This window comes from Plantactinospora siamensis, from assembly GCF_042434095.1.
In the GTDB taxonomy this organism is placed as follows: Bacteria; Actinomycetota; Actinomycetes; order Mycobacteriales; family Micromonosporaceae; genus KBS50.
This window is the reverse complement of sequence record NZ_JBHLUE010000004.1, coordinates 372463-390216: the sequence shown is the minus strand read 5'-3', so window position 1 is coordinate 390216 and position 17754 is coordinate 372463. Positions and strand designations below refer to the sequence as shown.

Sequence of the window (17754 nt, the reverse complement as noted above, 5' to 3'; positions counted from 1 at the left end):
GTGTCGGTACCCGGCGGAACCACCCAGATCGGTCCGCTCGGTCAGGTGCGTACCGGCGTCGGCGTGCGAGACTTGACGGGCCATGACGACCCTACCCGTGCTCTCTCCCCGTCCCGACCCCTCCGGCCCGCGCCGGGCGGCGATGCCGCCCCGGCATCTCGCCGACCTCGACCTCGCCGGCCGCCAGGACCTGGTCCGCGAGCTGGGCGAGCCGGCCTTCCGGGCCAGGCAGATCTCCACCCACTACTTCGGCCGGCTGGTCCGTGACCCCGGCGCGATGACCGACCTGCCCGCCGCCAGCCGGGACCGGCTGGCCGGCGCGCTGCTGCCCCGGCTGCTCACCCCGGTACGCGAGCTGGCCTGCGACGACGGCGCCACCCGCAAGGCGCTCTGGCGGTTGCACGACGGTTCGCTGGTCGAGAGCGTGCTGATGGGCTATCCCGACCGGGTGACCGTCTGCATCTCCAGCCAGGCCGGTTGCGGCATGGCCTGCCCGTTCTGCGCCACCGGCCAGGCCGGGCTGACCCGCAACCTGTCCACCGCGGAGATCCTGGACCAGGCGGTCTACCTCGCCGGCGTCGCCGCCTCCGGCGCGGTCGCCGGGGCGCCGGCCCGGTTGTCGCACGTGGTCTTCATGGGCATGGGCGAGCCGCTGGCCAACTACGCCCGGGTGGTGGCCGCGGTACGCCGGCTGTGCGCGCCGGCGCCCGAGGGCCTCGGCCTGTCGCAGCGGCACATCACCGTCTCGACGGTGGGCCTGGTGCCGGCCATGCGGCGGCTGGCCGAGGAGGACCTGTCGGTCACGCTGGCGCTGTCGCTGCACGCCCCGGACGACGAGCTGCGGGACGAGTTGGTGCCGGTCAACCAGCGCTGGAAGGTGGCCGAGGTCCTCGACGCGGCCTGGAACTACGCGGACCGGACGGGGCGCCGGATCTCGATCGAGTACGCGATGATCAGGGACGTGAACGATCAGCCGTGGCGGGCGGACCTGCTGGGTCGGCTGCTCGCCGGGCGGCTCGCGCACGTGAACCTCATCCCGCTCAACCCGACGCCCGGCAGTCGCTGGGACGCCAGCCCCAAGCCGGTCGAGCGGGAGTTCGTCCGCCGGCTCCGCGCGGCGGGCGTCTCGACGACCGTACGGGACACCCGCGGTCAGGAGATCGACGGCGCGTGCGGGCAGCTGGCCGCGGCGGAGGTGCCGGCATGAACACTGACGATGGCGTGTCCGGGCCGCGTGACGACCGAACAGACCAGGAGACATAGTGGCGAGTCAGGGTCAACGTTTCCGGCGCAAGGCGCTCCGCCGGGGCTACAAGGTCGACGAGGTGGACGACTTCCTCGATCGGGTCGAGGCCACGCTCGCCGGCGAGTCGGTCGGCGCGCCCGTGGCCGCCCAGGAGGTCCACGACGTCGTGTTCCGGGTCCGCTTCAACGGCTACGACGAGTGGCAGGTGGACCTGCACCTCGACCGGGTCGAGCGGCAGCTCGCGGAGCTGGAGGAGCGTGGCGGCGCGGGGCGCGGGCCCGATCGGATGGGCGCGCCCGCCGGGCCGCCGGAGCGGTTCGGTCCGCCGGACCGGATGGGCCCGCCCGATCGCATGGGTCCGCCCGACCGGTTCGGCCCGCCGGACCGGATGGGTCCGCCCGATCGCATGGGTCCGCCCGACCGGTTCGGGCCGCCGGTCCGGGACGATCGTGGCCCGGCCATGGCGCCCCCGATGCCGCCCCGGGCCATGCCCGGCCAGGCCGGCCCGGGCGACCCGTACGGCCGGTACGACGAGCCGACCGGGACCTTCGGCGCGGAGCCGGCCCGGGGGTACGACGGACCGCCCGCCGCCCCCGGCGTCCCGGCGCGCGGCCCCGGCGGACCGGGCCGGCCGGCTCTGCCGCCGCGCCCCGGGCTGCCCCCCGGTGGCGGCCCCGGTATGCCGCCGGGCGGCGGCGCCGGTGGCCCGGGCGGCGGCCCGCGGGTGCCGGACGGCTACGACCCGGAGGACCGGTTCAACGGCTTCGAGCCGGGCCGGCACGGAAAGATGGACATGACCGCCGAGATCCGGCTGCCCGATCGCGACCCGCGGTCGCTGCGGAACCCGGGCGCGAGCGGCCCCCCCACGGTCCCCGCCGGCCAGCCGGTGGGCGGTCCGCCGCCGGCCGGTCCGCCGATGTCCGGGCCGCCGGCCGGGCTTCGGCCGCCGGGCGCGCCGACCGGCGCTCCCGGTGGCGACATGCAGCGGGTGGACCAGATCCGGCGGACGTTCCAGGTCCGTCGCTTCGGCAGCGGGTACGACCCCGACCAGGTCGACCGGATGTTCGACGAGATCCTGTCGAGCATGGCCGGCCGCGGGCCGCTGCCGGTGTCCCCGGCCGACCTGGACGCGCCGAGGTTCGGCCTGGTGCCGGGCGGCTACTTCGAGGCCGAGGTGGACGCCGCGCTCAAGGAGGTCCGGGACATCCTGTTCCGGCGCTGACCGGCGGCACGACGAAACGGCCCGTCCCGATCGGGACGGGCCGTTCGCGCGTACGGCGTGGGGGTCCGCGGTAGCGCGGCCGGCGTGACGGGTCCGCGGAGCGCGGCCGGCGTTCGGCGGTGGACCCGGTCGGTCAGGAGCGCAGGCCGTTGCGGCGCAGGACGACGTCGCCGATCACGATGATCAGCAGCGTGGCCGCGATGCCGATCAGCCAGATGTTCTCGACGTTGCCCCGATGGTTGCCGCACAGCATGAGCAGCATGGCGACCGCGGTGAGGACGGCGCCGATCCGGCCCGCCTTCCGGTGCCCCGGCTTGTGCTGGTCGGGCGATGTGACGGGCTCCGGCTCGGTTCCGGCCACTTTCGGTCCTTCCCTTCCTTCGCGGATCTCGTGGTCAGTCTGGCATGTCCGGATCCGCGGTCCGGCGCGGCCCCGGGCACGGGTGGGGAGCGGGCGGCGGATCCGGTACCGGTACCCCGTCTCGCGCGGTGGAAGCGCGGCGCCGGTCCGCCGGTTCCCCGACGTCGCGGGTCGGCCGGGCGGGACCCTCCGGTAGCGTTGCCGGGAGAGCTTGACCGCCGAACGAAGGGGACTGCGCGGTGCGTTTGACCGGTACGGGCCACGCCAGCATGCGGATCGACACGGCCGCGGGCAGCATTCTGTGCGACCCATGGGTCAACCCGGCATATTTTGCCTCGTGGTTCCCATTCCCGGACAATTCACAGCTCGACTGGGAGTCGCTGGGCCGGACCGACTACCTGTACGTCTCGCACCTGCACCGGGACCACTTCGACGCGGCCCACCTCAAGCGCTTCATCAGCAAGAAGGCCACCGTTCTGCTGCCCGAGTATCCGACCTCCGAGCTGGAGGACGAGCTGCGGGAGCTCGGCTTCACCAGCTTCATCAAGACGAAGACCAACGAGGTGGTCGAGCTCGACGGCGGGCTCAAGGTGATGATCCAGGCGCTCACCAGCCCGACCGACGGGCCGATCGGCGACTCCTCGCTCTGGGTGGAGCACGACGGGATACGCCTGCTCAACCAGAACGACGCCCGCCCCACCGACCTGGGCACGTTCGCCGAGCTGGGGCACGTGCACGCGCACCTGCTCCAGTTCTCCGGCGCCATCTGGTATCCGATGGTCTACGAGCTGCCGACGGCGGCCAAGACGGCGTTCGGCAAGCAGAAGCGGGACCGGCAGTTCGACCGGACCTGGCGGTACATCGACGACCTGAAGGCCTCGCACGTCTTCCCGATCGCCGGTCCGCCCTGCTTCCTCGACGACGAGCTCTGGCAGTTCAACGACGTCTTCGGCGACGAGGGGAACATCTTCCCGGACCAGTCCGTCTTCATGGCCGAGTACGCGAAGGTGGGCGGCACGAACGGCGTGGTGCTGCTGCCCGGAAGCGTGGCCGAGCTGACCACGGACAGCTGCGAGACCAGCCACCCGGTGCCGGTCGACGACTTCTTCGCCAACAAGCTCGCCCACCTCGAGGAGATGCGCGAGCGCAAGCGGCCGATCATCGCCGCGGAGCGGGCCGGCTGGCGGCACCCCGAGGTGGACGTGCTCAAGGAGATGAAGCGGCGGATCGAGCCGCTGCTCGAGGAGTCCCTCTACCTCGCCAAGGGCGTCGGTGGCCCGGTCCGGTTCGACCTGGTGAGCACCGACGACGCCGGCGCGGAGTCCGTCGAGTCGATCGTGGTGGACTTCCCGGGCAAGCAGGTCCGGCCGTACGCCGACGAGAAGGTGCGCTACCGGTTCCGGACCGAGCGCGTGCTGGTCGAGCACCTGCTGTTCACCGGCGAGGTCGACTGGGTGAACTCGCTCTTCCTCTCCTGCCGGTTCTCCGCCGCCCGCATCGGCCAGTACAACGAGTTCGTGTACGCGTTCTTCAAGTGCCTCTCCGAGGAACGCCTCCAGTACGCCGAGGGCTGGTACGACGAGCACGAGCGGAGCAGCGACGCCGAGGACATCAAGTTGGGCGACTGGACGGTGCAGCGGCGCTGCCCGCACCTGAAGGCCGACCTCACCCGGTTCGGCATCGTCGAGGGCGACCAGCTCACCTGCCAGCTGCACGGCTGGCGGTTCGACCTGGCCAGCGGGCGCTGCCTGACCAGCGTCGGCCACAAGATCCGCGCCCACAAGGAGCAGCAGCCCGAGGCGGAGCCGGCCGGCTGACCCGCCCCACCGCGGCCACGTCCGCCGGGGCTGAGGCCGGCGCCGCCGGCAGTTGACGCCGGTCACGGCCGGAGGCGTTAGGAAGGGCCCCTTCCTATACGAAAAGCGATAACAAGGGGCCCCTCCTTTCACCGGCCGAGGTCGGTGAGGATGCGGCGGGCGGCGTTGTGGCCGGCCGCGCCGATCACGCTGCCGGCCGGGTGGCAGCCGGCGCTGCCGGCGTACAGACCGTCGAGGCCGGTGGCGTACGGCATCCGGTCGGTGAACGAGACCGTGTTGTCGACGTGGTGGATGTGTCCGCCGGTGATCCCGAAGTGCTCCTCGATGCCGGGCGGCGGCAGCGGGACGGCGTCGGCGACCAGGTCGGCGGTGCCCGGCGCGTACCGCTCGCAGATGGCCAGCAGCTTCTCGACGTAGCCGGGCAGCGCGGTGGCCCAGTCCGTGCCGGCCGGCGCGTACGGCACGGACTGCACGAACAGCGCCGACGAGTGGTGCCCGGCCGGGTCCTGCAACGACGGGTCCACGGTGGTGTGCAGGTACCACTCGATGGTCGGCTCGTCCGGCAGCCGGCCCGCCTGGACGTCGGCCCACATCGCCCGCAGGGCGGCCATCGGCGAGCCGCTGTCCGCCGCGCCGGGCACCAGCGAGGCCGACCCGGGCAGCAGATGGATGGTCGAGCCGAACGGGCTGGCCGTGCCCGCCGGCAGGCAGGAGAACCGCGGCAGGTCGGTCAGCGCCAGGTTGACCTTCATGGTGCTGCCGGTCCGGCGGTTCGCGGCCATCCGGTCGGTGAGCGCCGCCGGCAACGCGCCGCCGGGCACCAGGTCGATCAGCCGGTACGGGTCGCAGGCGCCCAGCACCGCGGTGGCGGAGACCGAACGGCCGTCGGCCATCGTCACCCCGCTGACAGCGCCGCCGTCCACGGTCACCGCCGCCACCGGTGCGCCGGTCACGATCCGGGCGCCGGCCGCCCGGGCCGCCGCGGCGAAGGTGCCGGACACCGTGCCCATGCCGCCCTCGGCGATCATCCAGGTCCCGCCCGAGCCGGGCAGCCGGCACATGTTGTGCACCAGGAAGTTGTGCCCGGTGCCCGGGTCGTCCGGCCCGGCGTTCAGCCCGGACAGCCCGTCGGTCACCGCGTACATCGAGACCAGCAGCTCGGAGGCGAAGTCGAACCGGGCCAGGTAGTCGGCCACCGAGCCGCGGACCAGGTCGACGAAGACCCGCCGGAGCGCCGGCCGGACGTACCGCTCGGCGGTCTCCTCGGCGGCCAGCGGCTCGGCGAGCCAGGCCGGCGCGAGGTCTTCGCGCAGCGCCGCCAGCTCCGCCTGCATGGCGTCATCGGCCGCCACGTCGGCCGGGGAGAAGAACTCCGCGAGCCGCTCGCGGTTGACCGCCGGGTCGGCGCCCACCAGCAGGTACGGCGAGCCGACCGGCCCCGGGGTGGGCAGGAAGTAGTGCGGGTCGCGGCGCAGCACCGGGATGCGCACGTCCAGCGTCGCCAGCAGCTCCGGCGGCATCAGTCCGAGCAGGTACGACCCGGTGGAGTGCCGCAGCTCGGGCACCTTGGGGAACGGCCGCTCGGTCCGCGCGGCGCCGCCCAGCACGTCGGCGGCCTCCAGCACCAGCACGTCGAGGCCGGCGCGGGCCAGCAGCACGGCCGAGACCAGGCCGTTGTGGCCGGCCCCGATGATCACCACGTCGGCCCGTCCGGGCAGCTCAGCGCTCATGCCGGGGAAGCCTACTGCCCGACCCGGCGCGCCGGCGCGGGTCCCGCTCCCGCCGATCTTGCAGTGGTGGCCCTTCTTATGCGTTCTTCGCGTGTTTTGTCGGGGCCAAAGGTGCAAGATCGGCGGGGGCGGGGGCGGGGGCGGGGGCCGTGGGGGAGGGGGACGGGGTCCGGGTGCGGCGCCAGCGGCTGAGCATCAGGGTGGCCGAATAGCCGGCCAGCACGATCACGTGGAACAGATAGAGCCAGAGCAGCACGGCCACCCCGCCGCCGATCGCGGTGAACCCGCCGAACGGCACGCCGAGCCGCAGCGGCAGCGAGCAGAACAGGATGAACCCGTGCAGGAAACCGGACAGGTTGGCGGCCGTGAACGAGCCGAGCAGGACGGTGGACAGCCAGTCTGGCCGGCCGGGCCCGACCACCCGGAACACCCAGATCAGCACCGGGGTGAGCACCAGCCACACGGCCAGGAAGGACAGCACCACGCCGACCGCGGTGACCAGGCCGCCGCGCTGCACCAGCCGGGTGGTCAGCGGCAGCCCCATGAGGATCGCCATCAGCAGCGCCGGGGCGGGGGCCAGCAGCGGCAGCAGCGCCAGCCGGCCGCGCCAGCCGACCAGGTTGCCGGGGTGCCCAGGCTGGGCCACCGAGACGAACGCCCGGCGTAGCCCCTCGCCGTACAGCGACGCCGGCAGCAGCGAGGCCAGCGCCCAGGTGGGCCGCAGGGTCAACCCGGCGTGTACGAGGGCAGCCGCGGCATGGTCCGCGCCGATGTCGGAGGGCAGCGTGCGGATCGCGTACCCGGTGAGGCGGTTGACCCGGTCGGCGCCGGCGGCCAGCCCGGTGAGCCAGATCGCCAGCAGCGCGGCCGGCACGACGGCGACCGCGCCGTAGAACGTGATGGCGGCCGCGTGCAGCGACAGGTCGCGCCCGCGGACCGGTCGGAACGCGGCGAACACAACCCGGCGTACGCGGTGCCACGTGATCGTCACCGGGTAGCTCTACCCCGGTTGCCCGGTCGGCACTCGTTCCGGCGCCGCCCCGGCCGTAGGATCGCCGACCATGGCGACCTTCGAGACCGAGCGGCTGGTCGTGCGGCCCTGGACCGAGGACCCGGACGATGTGGCCCGGGTCCTCGACACGTACTCCCGGGTCGAGGTGGTCCGGTGGCTGGGCGGCGGCGGCGAGCCGCTGGCCGAGCCGGAGCAGGCTGTCCGGCTGATCCGCCGGTGGAACTCCCGGAGCGCGGAGTTCGGCGCGCCGTACGGGATATGGGCGGCCGCGCTGCGGGACTCGGGGCTGGTCGTCGGGACGGTGCTGCTGGTCCCGCTGCCCGGCGCGGACTCCGCGCCCACCGAGGACATCGAGGTGGGCTGGCACCTCAACCCCGACTCGTGGGGGCACGGGTATGCCACCGAGGCCGCCCGGGGTGCGCTCGAGCGCGGCTTCGCGGCCGGGCTGGCCGAGATCTACGCGGTGGTCTGGCCCGGCAACGACGCGTCGGTGGCGGTCACCCGCCGGCTCGGCATGACGCCGCTCGGCCGCCGCACCACCTGGTACGGCGGCGCCGACCTGGACACCTTCGTCCTCAGCCGGTGAAAGAAAGGGCCCCTTCTTATCGCTTTTTGTATAGGCGGGGCCCCCTGTTAACGCCCCGACGCTCCGCGCCTGCGACACGCCCGGCGCTGGCCCCTCCCTGGCTAGGCTGACCGTAGGCATGATGTCCGACGCAGGGGGTGAAATCGATGGCACAGCCCGTGACGGATGCACAGTCGGATCCGGACAACGCCGCGGGTCCGGACAACGCCGCGGGTCCAGACAACGCGGCGGAGCCGGAGCGGTCGTTCGACGTGCTGGGTCGGCACGACGAGCCGTGGACCGCAGACCTCGCCCTCCAGCTGTTGCCGGAGAACAACGGCCCGCGGGTCGAGGTCCTGAGCGGAAGCGTGATCGTGACACCACATGCCGGAACCGACCACCAGACGGTGGAGCGCGAACTTCCCTATCTGTTGCATCGAGCGGCTCGTCGAGCTGGCTTCTGGGTCTATCCAGAGATCAACATCGTGTCGGGAGACGATCTTTTCATCCCGGATATCGCGGTTTTGCGGGAGCCGGGTCGAGGGCGATCATCTGTGGGAATCGGGGAGGTTGTCATGCTCGGCGAGATCGTTTCACCGAGCACCCGCCGCAAGGATGTGATCGACCGACCGCGGCGGTATGCGGACGCGAAGGTCTCCTACCTCCTCCGGGTAGACCTGCGAAACCGGGTGCCGGCCATGGCGCTGCTCGAGCTGGCTGAGGGAGATTACCGGCCAGTGGCTGCGGCGTCCGCGGGCACGATGTTCGTGATGCGGGAGCCGTTCGAGTTCGCCGTAGATCCCGCCGACCTGATCGACGACGAGGAAACGGCGGAGCGGGATGGAACCGCCGGGAGCTGAGCCGCCCAGCGGGCTCCCAGGGGGATCGGGGAGAATGGCGCGGTGAACGCTCCCCGGGACATCGTGCTGCTCGGCTCGACCGGTTCGATCGGCACCCAGGCCATCGACATCGTCCGGCGCAACCCGGACCGGTTCCGGGTGGTGGCGCTCGGCGCGGGCGGCGGCAACGTCGAGCTGCTCGCCGCGCAGGCGCTCGAGTTGGGCGTCGACGCGGTGGGGGTGGCCCGGGCCTCGGTCGCGCAGGATCTGCAGCTGGCCTTCTATGCCGAGGCGCAGCGGCGCGGCTACCCGACGGGCGGCTTCAAGATCCCCAAGATCCTCGCCGGCCCGTCCGCGATGGCCGAGCTGGCCGAGTGGCCCTGCGACATCGTGCTCAACGGGGTGGTGGGCTCGCTGGGCCTGGCGCCCACGCTGGCCGCGCTGCGCGCCGGTCGTACGCTCGCGTTGGCCAACAAGGAGTCGCTGGTGGCCGGCGGCCACCTGGTACGGGCCGCGGTGACGCGGCCGGGGCAGATCGTTCCGGTCGACTCGGAGCACACGGCGCTGGCTCAATGCCTGCGTTCGGGTGGGCGGGCGGAGGTGCGCCGGCTGATCGTCACGGCCAGCGGCGGCCCCTTCCGGGGACGGCGGCGGGACGAGTTGACAAGCGTCACACCCGAGCAGGCGCTGGCCCACCCGACCTGGAACATGGGCCAGGTAATCACGATCAACTCGGCCACCATGGTGAACAAGGCGCTCGAGGTGATCGAGGCGCACGAGCTGTTCGACGTGCCATACGCCGACATCACCGTCATGATCCACCCCACCTCGGTGATCCACTCGATGGTGGAGTTCGTGGACGGCTCGACGATCGCCCAGGCCAGCCCGCCCGACATGCGGCTGCCCATCGCCGTGGCGCTCGGCTGGCCGGACCGGGTCCCGGGCGCGGCCGCGGCGGTGGACTGGACCGCGAGCCACACCTGGGAGTTCGCCCCGCTGGACGACGTGGCGTTCCCGGCGGTGGCGCTGGCCAAGGCCGCCGGCGAAGCGGGCCGGTGCCGCCCGGCCATCTACAACGCGGCGAACGAGGAGTGCGTGGCGGCCTTCGTGGCCGGCCGGCTGCCCTTCCTGGGCATCGTCGACACCCTGGAACGGGTGCTGGAGTCGGCACCTGATTTCGGCGAACCGGGTACCGTCGAGGAGGTGCTCGCCGCCGAGTCGTGGGCGCGGGCCCGCGCGCAAGAGATCATCTCTGGCTCGGTGGAAGGAGCTTGATGCTGTACCTGCTCGGGGTGGTGGTGATCGCCCTGGGGATCCTCATCTCGGTGAGCCTGCACGAGGCCGGTCACATGCTGACCGCCAAGGCGTTCGGGATGAAGGTCACGCGCTACTTCATCGGCTTCGGACCAACGCTCTGGTCATTCCGGCGTGGCGAGACCGAGTACGGCGTGAAAGGGATCCCGCTCGGTGGCTTCTGCAAGATCGTCGGTATGACCCCCCAGGACGACGACGTCGACCCGGCCGACGAGCCGCGGGCGATGTGGCGCTTCCCGGTGTGGAAGCGGACCATCGTCATGGCCTCCGGTTCCGTCACCCACTTCATGCTGGCGATCGTCGGCGCCTGGTTCGCGGCGGTCTTCGTGGGCCTGCCCAACCCGGCCTACCCGAGCACCGACGCCGAGTTCCGGCAGGAGCCGGCGGTGATCGCGCTGGCGCCCTGCGTCGTACCGGAGAACGCCGACCGCGCCTGCTCGACCGCCGACCCGGCCAGCCCGGCCGCCAAGGGCCAGCTGCACGACGGCGACCGGATCACGTCGTTCGCCGGCCGGCCGATCAACGACTACGGCCAACTGCTGGTCGCGCTGCGGGCCGCCAAGCCGGGCAACTCGGTGCCGGTCGGCTATGTCCGGGACGGCCAGCCCGGCACCGCGAACGTGACCCTGGCCGAGACCCAGCGGCCGCCGCTGGACGACCCCAAGGGCAAGGTCGGGTCGGTCGCCGCGCTGGGCGTGGGGCTCCGGGTCAGCACGCCGGGGACCATCACGTACGGGCCGGTCGACGCGTTCGGCGCCACCGCGCGGTTCACCGGCGACATGACCGTGGCCACCGGCCAGGCGTTGCAGCGGATCCCGGAGAAGGTGCCGGCGCTGTTCTCCGCGATCAGCGGGGAGAAGCGGGACGCCAACACCCCCATCAGCGTGGTCGGCGCCAGCCGGCTGGGCGGCGAGGCGCTGCAGAACGGCGTCTGGCAGATGCTGGTCTTCCTGTTCATCTCGTTGAACTTCTTCGTCGGCGTGTTCAACCTGCTGCCGCTGCTTCCGGTGGACGGCGGTCACATCGCCATCGCCTGGTTCGAGCGGGTCCGCTCCTGGATCTACGCTCGACTCAACCGGCCCGATCCCGGTCGCGTCGACTATCTCAAGCTGATGCCCCTCACGTACGCGGTGATCCTCATCGGCGGCGCCTTCACGCTGCTGACCATCACCGCGGACATCGTCAATCCGATCACGCTCTTCTCGAGGTGAGGAACACTGTGACCGCTGTCAGTCTGGGCATGCCAGCCGTGCCGCCGCCGCCGCTCGCCCCGAGGCGGATGAGCCGGCAGATCATGGTCGGCCCGGTGCCGGTCGGCGGCGGCGCCCCGGTCTCCGTCCAGTCGATGACCACGACGCTGACCGCCGACGTCAACTCGACGCTGCAGCAGATCGCCGAGCTCACCGCGTCCGGTTGCCAGATCGTCCGGGTGGCCGTGCCCTCGCAGGACGATGTGGAGGCGCTGCCGGCCATCGCCAAGAAGTCGCAGATCCCGGTGATCGCCGACATCCACTTCCAGCCGAAGTACGTCTTCGCGGCCATCGACGCCGGCTGCGCGGCGGTACGGGTGAACCCCGGCAACATCCGGCAGTTCGACGACAAGGTCAAGGAGATCGCCAAGGCGGCCGGGGACGCGGGGGTGCCCATCCGGATCGGCGTCAACGCCGGCTCGCTGGACAAGCGGCTGCTGAGCAAGTACGGCAAGGCCACCGCCGAGGCCCTGGTCGAGTCGGCGTTGTGGGAGTGCTCGCTGTTCGAGGAGCACGGCTTCCGGGACATCAAGATCTCGGTGAAGCACAACGACCCCGTGGTGATGATTCGGGCCTACCGCCAGCTCGCCGAGCAGTGCGACTACCCGCTGCACCTCGGTGTCACCGAGGCCGGTCCGGCGTTCCAGGGCACCATCAAGTCGGCGGTCGCCTTCGGGGCGCTGCTGGCCGAGGGCATCGGCGACACCATCCGGGTCTCGCTGTCCGCGCCGCCGGTGGAGGAGATCAAGGTCGGGGCGGCGATCCTGGAGTCCCTCGGCCTGCGCGAGCGCGGTCTGGAGATCGTCTCCTGCCCCTCCTGCGGCCGGGCCCAGGTGGACGTGTACAAGCTGGCCGAAGAGGTCACGGCCGGGCTGGAGGGACTGCCGGTGCCGCTCCGGGTGGCCGTCATGGGCTGCGTGGTGAACGGTCCGGGGGAGGCGCGCGAGGCCGACCTCGGCGTCGCGTCCGGCAACGGCAAGGGCCAGATCTTCGTCAAGGGGCAGGTCATCAAGACCGTTCCCGAGGGACAAATCGTGGAGACGCTCATCGAGGAGGCCCTGCGGCTGGCCGACGAGATGGGCGCCGAGTTGCCCGAGGAGCTCAAGGGCATGGTCACCGGCCCGACCGTCAGCGTGCACTGAGCCACTCGTACCGCAAAACGAGCGGCCGTCGCCCCCGTGGGCGACGGCCGCTCGGCATCTGACCTCGCGTCCGCTATTCCGACTCGGCCAGGATGGCGTAGAGCTTGCGCCGCGTCTCGTCCAAGACTTGGGCGGCCCGTTCCCGCTGGTCGTCGGTGCCGGTCATCATGACCTGGCGGAGCGCGTTCATGGCCTGGAAGCCGGACTCCCGGATCTCGTGCCAGCTGTTCACGGTGCCCTCGGCGAACTCGGCCCACGGTGGCGCCTCGGCGGCCCGCGTCGCCTCGGCCTGTCCGGCCTCGGTGAGGGTGAACCGCTTGCGGCCGCCGCCAGCCTGCTCGACCGTGGCCTCGATCAACCCCTCGTCCTCGAGCAGCTGCAGGGTCGGGTAGACCGAGCCGGGACTGGGCCGCCAAGCGCCGCCCGTCCGGGACGCCAGCTCCTGGATCATCTCGTACCCGTGCATCGGCCGTTCGGTGAGCAACGCCAGGACGGCGGTCCGGACATTGCCCCGTCGTCCCCGGCCGCGGCCGCCGCCGAAGCCGCCGCCGTGCCGGCTGCCGCCCGGGTGCCGGGGCGGGATGCCCGGAAAACCGGGAAAGCCGAAGCCGCGCCACCGGCGCTCGCCCGGGCCACCCGGCCGAAAGCCGGCTTCGCCGGGCCCGAAGCCTGGCCCGAAGCCGGGTTCGCCTGGGCCGAAGCGTGCCTGGGCCGCGTGCTCGAAGTCGGGGTCGTCGGATCCGCCCGGCCCGAAGCCCGGCCCGAAGCCCGGCCCGCCCGGGCCGAAGCCCGGACCGCCCGGGCCGAAGCCCGGACCGCCCGGCCCGAAGCCCGGAACGCCCGGGCCGAAGCCCGGACCGCCCGGGCCGAAGCCCGGACCGCCCGGCCCGAAGCCCGGAACGCCCGGGCCGAATCCGCGGTGCCCCCGCTGGAACGTCATCTCGCGCCTCCCTCTCAGAAGCTATCGGCGATGTATTGACGATATATCGGTAACGCAACCGCGACAAGGGCGACCGCCCATGAGTCCGTCGTGTCTCGTGACGCGGAGCCGGCTTCGCGGCCGCAGCATCCCGCCGGCCGGCGCGCGGTCAAGCCCCGGTAGCTGCCGGTCGCGCGGCCGTGGCGGCGCCGGCCCTGCGGTGGCGGCGGGGGAGTCGGCGCCCGATGGGTACGGTCGCGCCGCTCGACCGCGCGGTATCTGGCACGCTGGTAGGCGTGCTGACCGTTCCGGTACGTCAACTGGGTGAGGCCGAGCGCCCGGCGGTGGAGCGGCTCCTCGACCGGGATCCCTACGCGGCCGCTCAGGTGGCCGAGCGGGTGGCCGCCCGCGGGCTGTCCTGGTGGCGCGCCGACGGCCGGATCCTCGGGTACGGCGGCCGCCGCCAGGTCGAGTCGCTGTGCTGGCTCGGCGGCCACCTCACACCGGTGCTGGCCGGCCCGCCGGCGGTGGCCGCGTTCGCGGACCAGCTCGGCGGCGAGGACCGGATGTGCTCCTCGATCGTCGGGGAGGCGGACGCCGTACTCGGCTTGTGGGACCGGCTGGCCGACCGGTGGGGGCCGGCCCGGGAGGTACGCCCGAACCAGCCGCTGCTGGCCACCGGGGCGGAGGCGCCGATCCGGCCCGATCCGCAGGTGCGGTTGGTGCGCGCGGGCGAGGTGGATCGGCTCTTCCCGGCGTCCGTGGCCATGTACACCGAGGAGGTCGGGGTCTCGCCGCTGACCGAGGATGGTGGTCGCGGTTACCGCCGAAGGGTGACCGAGCTGGTCCGGTCCCGCCGCGCGTACGCGCGATTCGTCGACGGTGAGGTGGTCTTCAAGGCCGAGCTGGCCGTGGTGACCCGGCGGACGGCCCAGGTGCAGGGCGTCTGGGTGGCGCCGCACTGGCGCGGCCGGGGGATCGCCGCGGCCGCGATGGCGGCCGTGGTCCGGGATGCGCTGTCCCGGGTGGCGCCCACGGTGAGCCTCTACGTCAACGACTTCAACGTCCCGGCCCGCCGGGTCTACGCCCGCTGCGGCTTCCGCCCGGTCGGCACCTTCGCCACCGTCCTCTTCTAACCGCCCAACCTCCGGCGTTTGACCCCGCCCAACCTCCGGCGTTGGCCCGCCCAACCTTCGGTGCTGATCATGACGTTAGCGGTGGCAGTAACCGGTTACGCCGCCCGCTAACTTCATGATCAGGCTGAGGCGGGCGGGTGGGTGATCCGGGTGGGTGGCGGGTGGTCGGGGGCGTCACCGCAGTCACGGGAGTCACAGGGGTTTCGCTGGGTTTGCTGCGGGCATGTTTTTATACTGACTAGTCAGGTCAATAATTTTGGAGGTTGCCGTGCCGGTCGTTCGGGCCGAGGGATTGGGCGTCCGGGGTGGTCGCGGCTGGGTGTTCCGGGACGTCGACCTCGCCGTGCAGCCGGGTGAGCTGGTGGCGATCACCGGACCCACCGGCAGCGGCCGGACGTCCCTGCTGCTGGCTCTCGCCGGGCGCTTCCGGGTCAGGGAGGGCTCGGTGCGCCGGACCGGCCCGGCCGCGCTGGGCCTGGTGGCCGGGGTCCATGAGCCGGAGCCGGCGCTCTCGGTGGCCGAGCACCTGGAGGAACGGCTGCTGCTCGGACCGGGCAACGCCGCACGGCTCAGGCGCAACCGCGCCGCCGGGCGGGACGACGCCGCCGGGCGGGACGACGCCGCCGGGCGGGACGACGCCGCCGGGCGGGACGACGCCGCCGGGCGGGACGACGCCGCCGGGCGGGACGACGCCGCCGGCCGGAATCACGCCGCCGGCCGGCGCTGGGGCCGGTCCGGCCGGCGCCGCGACCGCGCCGTCGTGGCACTCGAGCCGTACGCCGATTGTCTCGACCCTGGGCTACGCGGCCGGGACCTCACGGCGATGCAGCGCCAACTGCTCGGCCTCGCGCTCGCCGAACTGGCCGAGCCCGCCCTCGTGCTCGCCGACGACGTCGACGCCGGGCTCAGCGCCGCCGAGCGGGCCCGGCTGTGGGCCGCGCTGGCGGACCTGGCCGCCCGTGGCCCGGCGGTCATCGTGACCGCCCGCGAGGTCGACCCCACCCGAGACATCACGCGTTACGAGATGAGTGGACAGTCATGAGAGTCCTCCGACTCGCCCGATTCGAGCTGCGCCGGTTCACCCGGGGCAAGCTGCCGGCCGCCGCGCTGGCCGTGCTCACCGTCATCCCGCTGCTGTACGGCGCGCTGTACCTGGCCGCCTTCTGGGACCCGTACGGCAAGCTGGACCGGATCCCGGTGGCCCTGGTCGACGAGGATCGGCCGGCCACCGCGCCGGACGGCACCGCCGTGCATGCCGGGACCGATCTGGCGGGCGAACTGGTCGACCGGCGGGTGTTCGACTGGCGGCAGACCGACGAGGCGCACGCCGAGGCCGGGCTGCGGGACGGCCGGTACCAGATGATTTTCCGGATTCCGGCCGACTTCTCGGCCGCGCTGGCCGCCGCCCCCGACCCGGACCATCCGGCGCAGCGTGGCCAGCTCAGCGTGGTCAGCGACGACGCCAACAACTACCTGTCCGGGCTGCTCGCCCGGTCGGCGTTCACCGAGATCCAGGCCGCGGCCCGGACCGAGGCCACCAGTGGCTACTTCGACAAGATGCTGATCGGGTTCACCGATGCCAAGCGGCAGACCACCGAGGCGGCCGACGGCGCCGGTCAGCTCCACAACGGTCTCGGCCGGTCCGAGGCGGGCGCTGACAAGATCGCGAGCGGTCTCGACACCGCCGAGAACGGCGCCGGGCGGCTGGCCGACAACCTCGGCACCGCCGCGAGCGGCGCCGACCAGCTCGCCAGTGGGCTCGCGGCCCTGGACGCCGGCACCGCCCAGCTGGCGCAGGGCGCCGACCGGGCCGCCAGCCAGACCCGGACCGCGGCCGACCAGGTCAACGGCGCCATCGACACCTGGGAACCGGTGCTGCGCCGCAACGCCACCCGGATCGCCGACTCCGCCACGCTGATCGCGAACGGCGCGCAGGCCCTCGCCGACAACCTGGACACCCTGCCGGACCGGGCCGACGCCGTGGTGCGGCAGGCCGAATCGGTACGGGACCGGCTCGACGCGCTGGTCGCCGCGCATCCCGAGCTGGCCGACGACCCCAACCTGAAGGCCGCCCGGGCCGCGGCCGCCGACCTGGTGACCTCCGCGCAGCGGGTACGCTCCGCGCTCAGCGACGCCAACATCGCGAAGTTCCACGACCAGCTGGTCACCGTGGCGGCCACCGCCCGGAAGGTGGCGGCCGAGGCGCCGCACCTGGCCGACGACGTACGCGCCAAGCAGGCGCAGCTCAACCAGCTCGTCGACGGGCTCGGCCAGCTGGCCACGGCGGCCGACAAGGTCAACCAGGGCAGCCACCGGGCCGCCACCGGCGCGGCGGACCTGCGTACCGGCCTCTACCGGCTGGCCACCGGCGCGCGCGAGCTGGACGGCGGGCTCAACCAGCTCTCCGGCGGAGGCCGGCAACTGGCCGCCGGCCTGGTCGACCTGAACTCCGGCGCGGGCCGGCTGGCCTCCGGGCTCGCCGAGGGCGCCAAGCAGATTCCCGGGTACGACGACGCGTCGGCCCGCTCGGACGTGCTCGGCGACCCGGTGGCGCTGGACCGCGCGGCCCGGCACCCGGCGGCCACGTACGGGGTGGGCTTCGCGCCGTACTTCCTGGCCCTGGCCCTCTGGGTCGGCGCGATGATCACGTACATGCTGCTCCGGCCGCTGAACCCGCGGCACGTCATGTCGGGGGCGCCGGCGTGGCGGGTGGCCCTCGCCGGCTGGCTGCCCGGGCTGGCCGTCGGGCTGGCCCAGGCGGTGGTGCTGTTCGCGGTGGTCACCCTGGGGCTCGGCCTCGACCCGGCGCATCCGGTGACCACGCTGGGACTGCTGCTGCTCACGGCCGCCGCGTTCAGCGCCCTGGTGCAGATGCTCGGCGCGTGGCTCGGGCCGGTTGGCCGGCTGGCCGCGTTGGCCCTGCTGATGCTGCAGCTCACCTCCTCCGGCGGCACGTACCCGGTGCAGACCACGCCCCGGTTCTTCCAGGTGGTGCATCCGCTGGTCCCGATGACGTACGTGGTGGACGCGCTGCGGCACACCATCAACGGCGGCCCGGCCGGGCCGGTGGTGCTCGGCGCGGTGGTGCTGGCCGGATTCGCGGCCGGCGCGGTGGCGCTCAGCGTGGTCGCGGCCCGGCGCGCCCGGCGGCTCAGCCCGGCGAAGCTGCACCCCGAGCTGAGCATGTAGCAGACTGGCCCG

At 73.0% G+C, this 17754-nt stretch carries 15 protein-coding genes; 11 read left to right on the top strand and 4 right to left on the bottom strand.

Annotation, left to right across the window (positions count from 1 at the left end; all coding sequences use genetic code 11):
• Positions 1 to 82: 82 nt before the first annotated feature.
• Positions 83 to 1207 (top strand): dual-specificity RNA methyltransferase RlmN, encoded by a 1125-nt coding sequence (gene rlmN, locus ACFFHU_RS06675; protein WP_377336776.1) that lies wholly within the window; start codon positions 83 to 85, stop codon positions 1205 to 1207.
• A gap of 55 nt (positions 1208 to 1262) precedes the next feature.
• Positions 1263 to 2468, top strand: coding sequence for a DivIVA domain-containing protein (locus tag ACFFHU_RS06670; protein WP_377336774.1), 1206 nt, complete (start codon positions 1263 to 1265; stop codon positions 2466 to 2468).
• A 133-nt stretch (positions 2469 to 2601) separates the two neighbouring features.
• On the opposite strand, the gene ACFFHU_RS06665 is transcribed toward ACFFHU_RS06670, so the two are convergent.
• Positions 2602 to 2829: a DUF2631 domain-containing protein gene (locus ACFFHU_RS06665; RefSeq protein ID WP_377336772.1), complete on the bottom strand. Its 228-nt coding sequence runs from the start codon at positions 2827 to 2829 to the stop codon at positions 2602 to 2604.
• 239 nt (positions 2830 to 3068) lie between these two features.
• Between ACFFHU_RS06665 and ACFFHU_RS06660 the strand changes: the two genes are divergently transcribed.
• Positions 3069 to 4646, top strand: coding sequence for a Rieske 2Fe-2S domain-containing protein (locus ACFFHU_RS06660; RefSeq protein ID WP_377336770.1), 1578 nt, complete (start codon positions 3069 to 3071; stop codon positions 4644 to 4646).
• Positions 4647 to 4774: 128 nt separating this feature from the next.
• Here ACFFHU_RS06660 and ACFFHU_RS06655 read toward each other — a convergent pair whose 3' ends face one another.
• Together ACFFHU_RS06655 and ACFFHU_RS06650 are read right to left on the bottom strand one after the other, a co-directional pair.
• Positions 4775 to 6376 (bottom strand): phytoene desaturase family protein, encoded by a 1602-nt coding sequence (locus ACFFHU_RS06655; RefSeq protein WP_377336768.1) that lies wholly within the window; start codon positions 6374 to 6376, stop codon positions 4775 to 4777.
• Positions 6377 to 6452: 76 nt separating this feature from the next.
• The gene (locus tag ACFFHU_RS06650; protein WP_377336766.1) at positions 6453 to 7367 is read right to left on the bottom strand and encodes a YhjD/YihY/BrkB family envelope integrity protein; all 915 of its coding nucleotides are present in this window, start codon (positions 7365 to 7367) and stop codon (positions 6453 to 6455) included.
• 70 nt (positions 7368 to 7437) lie between these two features.
• Here ACFFHU_RS06650 and ACFFHU_RS06645 point away from each other — a divergent pair, with 70 nt between their 5' ends.
• The 5 genes from ACFFHU_RS06645 to ispG all read left to right on the top strand — a co-directional run bounded on the left by ACFFHU_RS06645 (position 7438) and on the right by ispG (position 12498).
• A complete protein-coding gene (locus ACFFHU_RS06645; protein ID WP_377336764.1) occupies positions 7438 to 7974 on the top strand; it encodes a GNAT family N-acetyltransferase in 537 nt (178 codons plus the stop codon).
• Positions 7975 to 8120: 146 nt separating this feature from the next.
• Complete coding sequence (locus ACFFHU_RS06640) at positions 8121 to 8813, top strand: Uma2 family endonuclease (RefSeq protein ID WP_377336762.1); 693 nt, start codon at positions 8121 to 8123, stop codon at positions 8811 to 8813.
• Positions 8814 to 8855: 42 nt separating this feature from the next.
• The gene (gene dxr / locus ACFFHU_RS06635) at positions 8856 to 10067 is read left to right on the top strand and encodes a 1-deoxy-D-xylulose-5-phosphate reductoisomerase (RefSeq protein ID WP_377336760.1); all 1212 of its coding nucleotides are present in this window, start codon (positions 8856 to 8858) and stop codon (positions 10065 to 10067) included.
• Positions 10067 to 11317, top strand: a complete 1251-nt coding sequence (locus tag ACFFHU_RS06630; protein ID WP_377336758.1) for a M50 family metallopeptidase — start codon at positions 10067 to 10069, stop codon at positions 11315 to 11317. The genes dxr and ACFFHU_RS06630 overlap by 1 nt, the downstream gene beginning before the upstream one ends.
• Positions 11318 to 11325: 8 nt before the next feature.
• Positions 11326 to 12498 carry a flavodoxin-dependent (E)-4-hydroxy-3-methylbut-2-enyl-diphosphate synthase gene (ispG, locus tag ACFFHU_RS06625; protein WP_377336757.1) on the top strand — a complete coding sequence of 391 codons (1173 nt, stop codon included), beginning with the start codon at positions 11326 to 11328 and terminating at the stop codon, positions 12496 to 12498.
• Between the two features lie 73 nt (positions 12499 to 12571).
• Here ispG and ACFFHU_RS06620 read toward each other — a convergent pair whose 3' ends face one another.
• Positions 12572 to 13081, bottom strand: coding sequence for a PadR family transcriptional regulator (locus ACFFHU_RS06620; protein ID WP_377337261.1), 510 nt, complete (start codon positions 13079 to 13081; stop codon positions 12572 to 12574).
• 632 nt (positions 13082 to 13713) lie between these two features.
• Here ACFFHU_RS06620 and ACFFHU_RS06615 point away from each other — a divergent pair.
• The 3 genes from ACFFHU_RS06615 to ACFFHU_RS06605 all read left to right on the top strand — a co-directional run bounded on the left by ACFFHU_RS06615 (position 13714) and on the right by ACFFHU_RS06605 (position 17742).
• Positions 13714 to 14553, top strand: coding sequence for a GNAT family N-acetyltransferase (locus ACFFHU_RS06615; protein ID WP_377336755.1), 840 nt, complete (start codon positions 13714 to 13716; stop codon positions 14551 to 14553).
• Between the two features lie 268 nt (positions 14554 to 14821).
• Positions 14822 to 15595: an ATP-binding cassette domain-containing protein gene (locus ACFFHU_RS06610; protein WP_377336753.1), complete on the top strand. Its 774-nt coding sequence runs from the start codon at positions 14822 to 14824 to the stop codon at positions 15593 to 15595.
• Positions 15592 to 17742, top strand: a complete 2151-nt coding sequence (locus ACFFHU_RS06605) for a YhgE/Pip family protein (protein WP_377336751.1) — start codon at positions 15592 to 15594, stop codon at positions 17740 to 17742. The genes ACFFHU_RS06610 and ACFFHU_RS06605 overlap by 4 nt, the downstream gene beginning before the upstream one ends.
• The last annotated feature ends 12 nt before the right edge of the window (positions 17743 to 17754 follow it).

Bases quoted from the DNA above. Each gene is read 5' to 3' on its own strand.
- rlmN (WP_377336776.1), top strand. From the start codon at position 83: ATGACGACCCTACCCGTGCTCTCTCCCCGTCCCGACCCCTCCGGCCCG.
- ACFFHU_RS06605 (WP_377336751.1), top strand. From the start codon at position 15,592: ATGAGAGTCCTCCGACTCGCCCGATTCGAGCTGCGCCGGTTCACCCGG.
- ACFFHU_RS06630 (WP_377336758.1), top strand. From the start codon at position 10,067: ATGCTGTACCTGCTCGGGGTGGTGGTGATCGCCCTGGGGATCCTCATC.
- ACFFHU_RS06655 (WP_377336768.1), bottom strand. From the start codon at position 6,376: ATGAGCGCTGAGCTGCCCGGACGGGCCGACGTGGTGATCATCGGGGCC.
- ACFFHU_RS06640 (WP_377336762.1), top strand. From the start codon at position 8,121: ATGGCACAGCCCGTGACGGATGCACAGTCGGATCCGGACAACGCCGCG.
- ACFFHU_RS06645 (WP_377336764.1), top strand. From the start codon at position 7,438: ATGGCGACCTTCGAGACCGAGCGGCTGGTCGTGCGGCCCTGGACCGAG.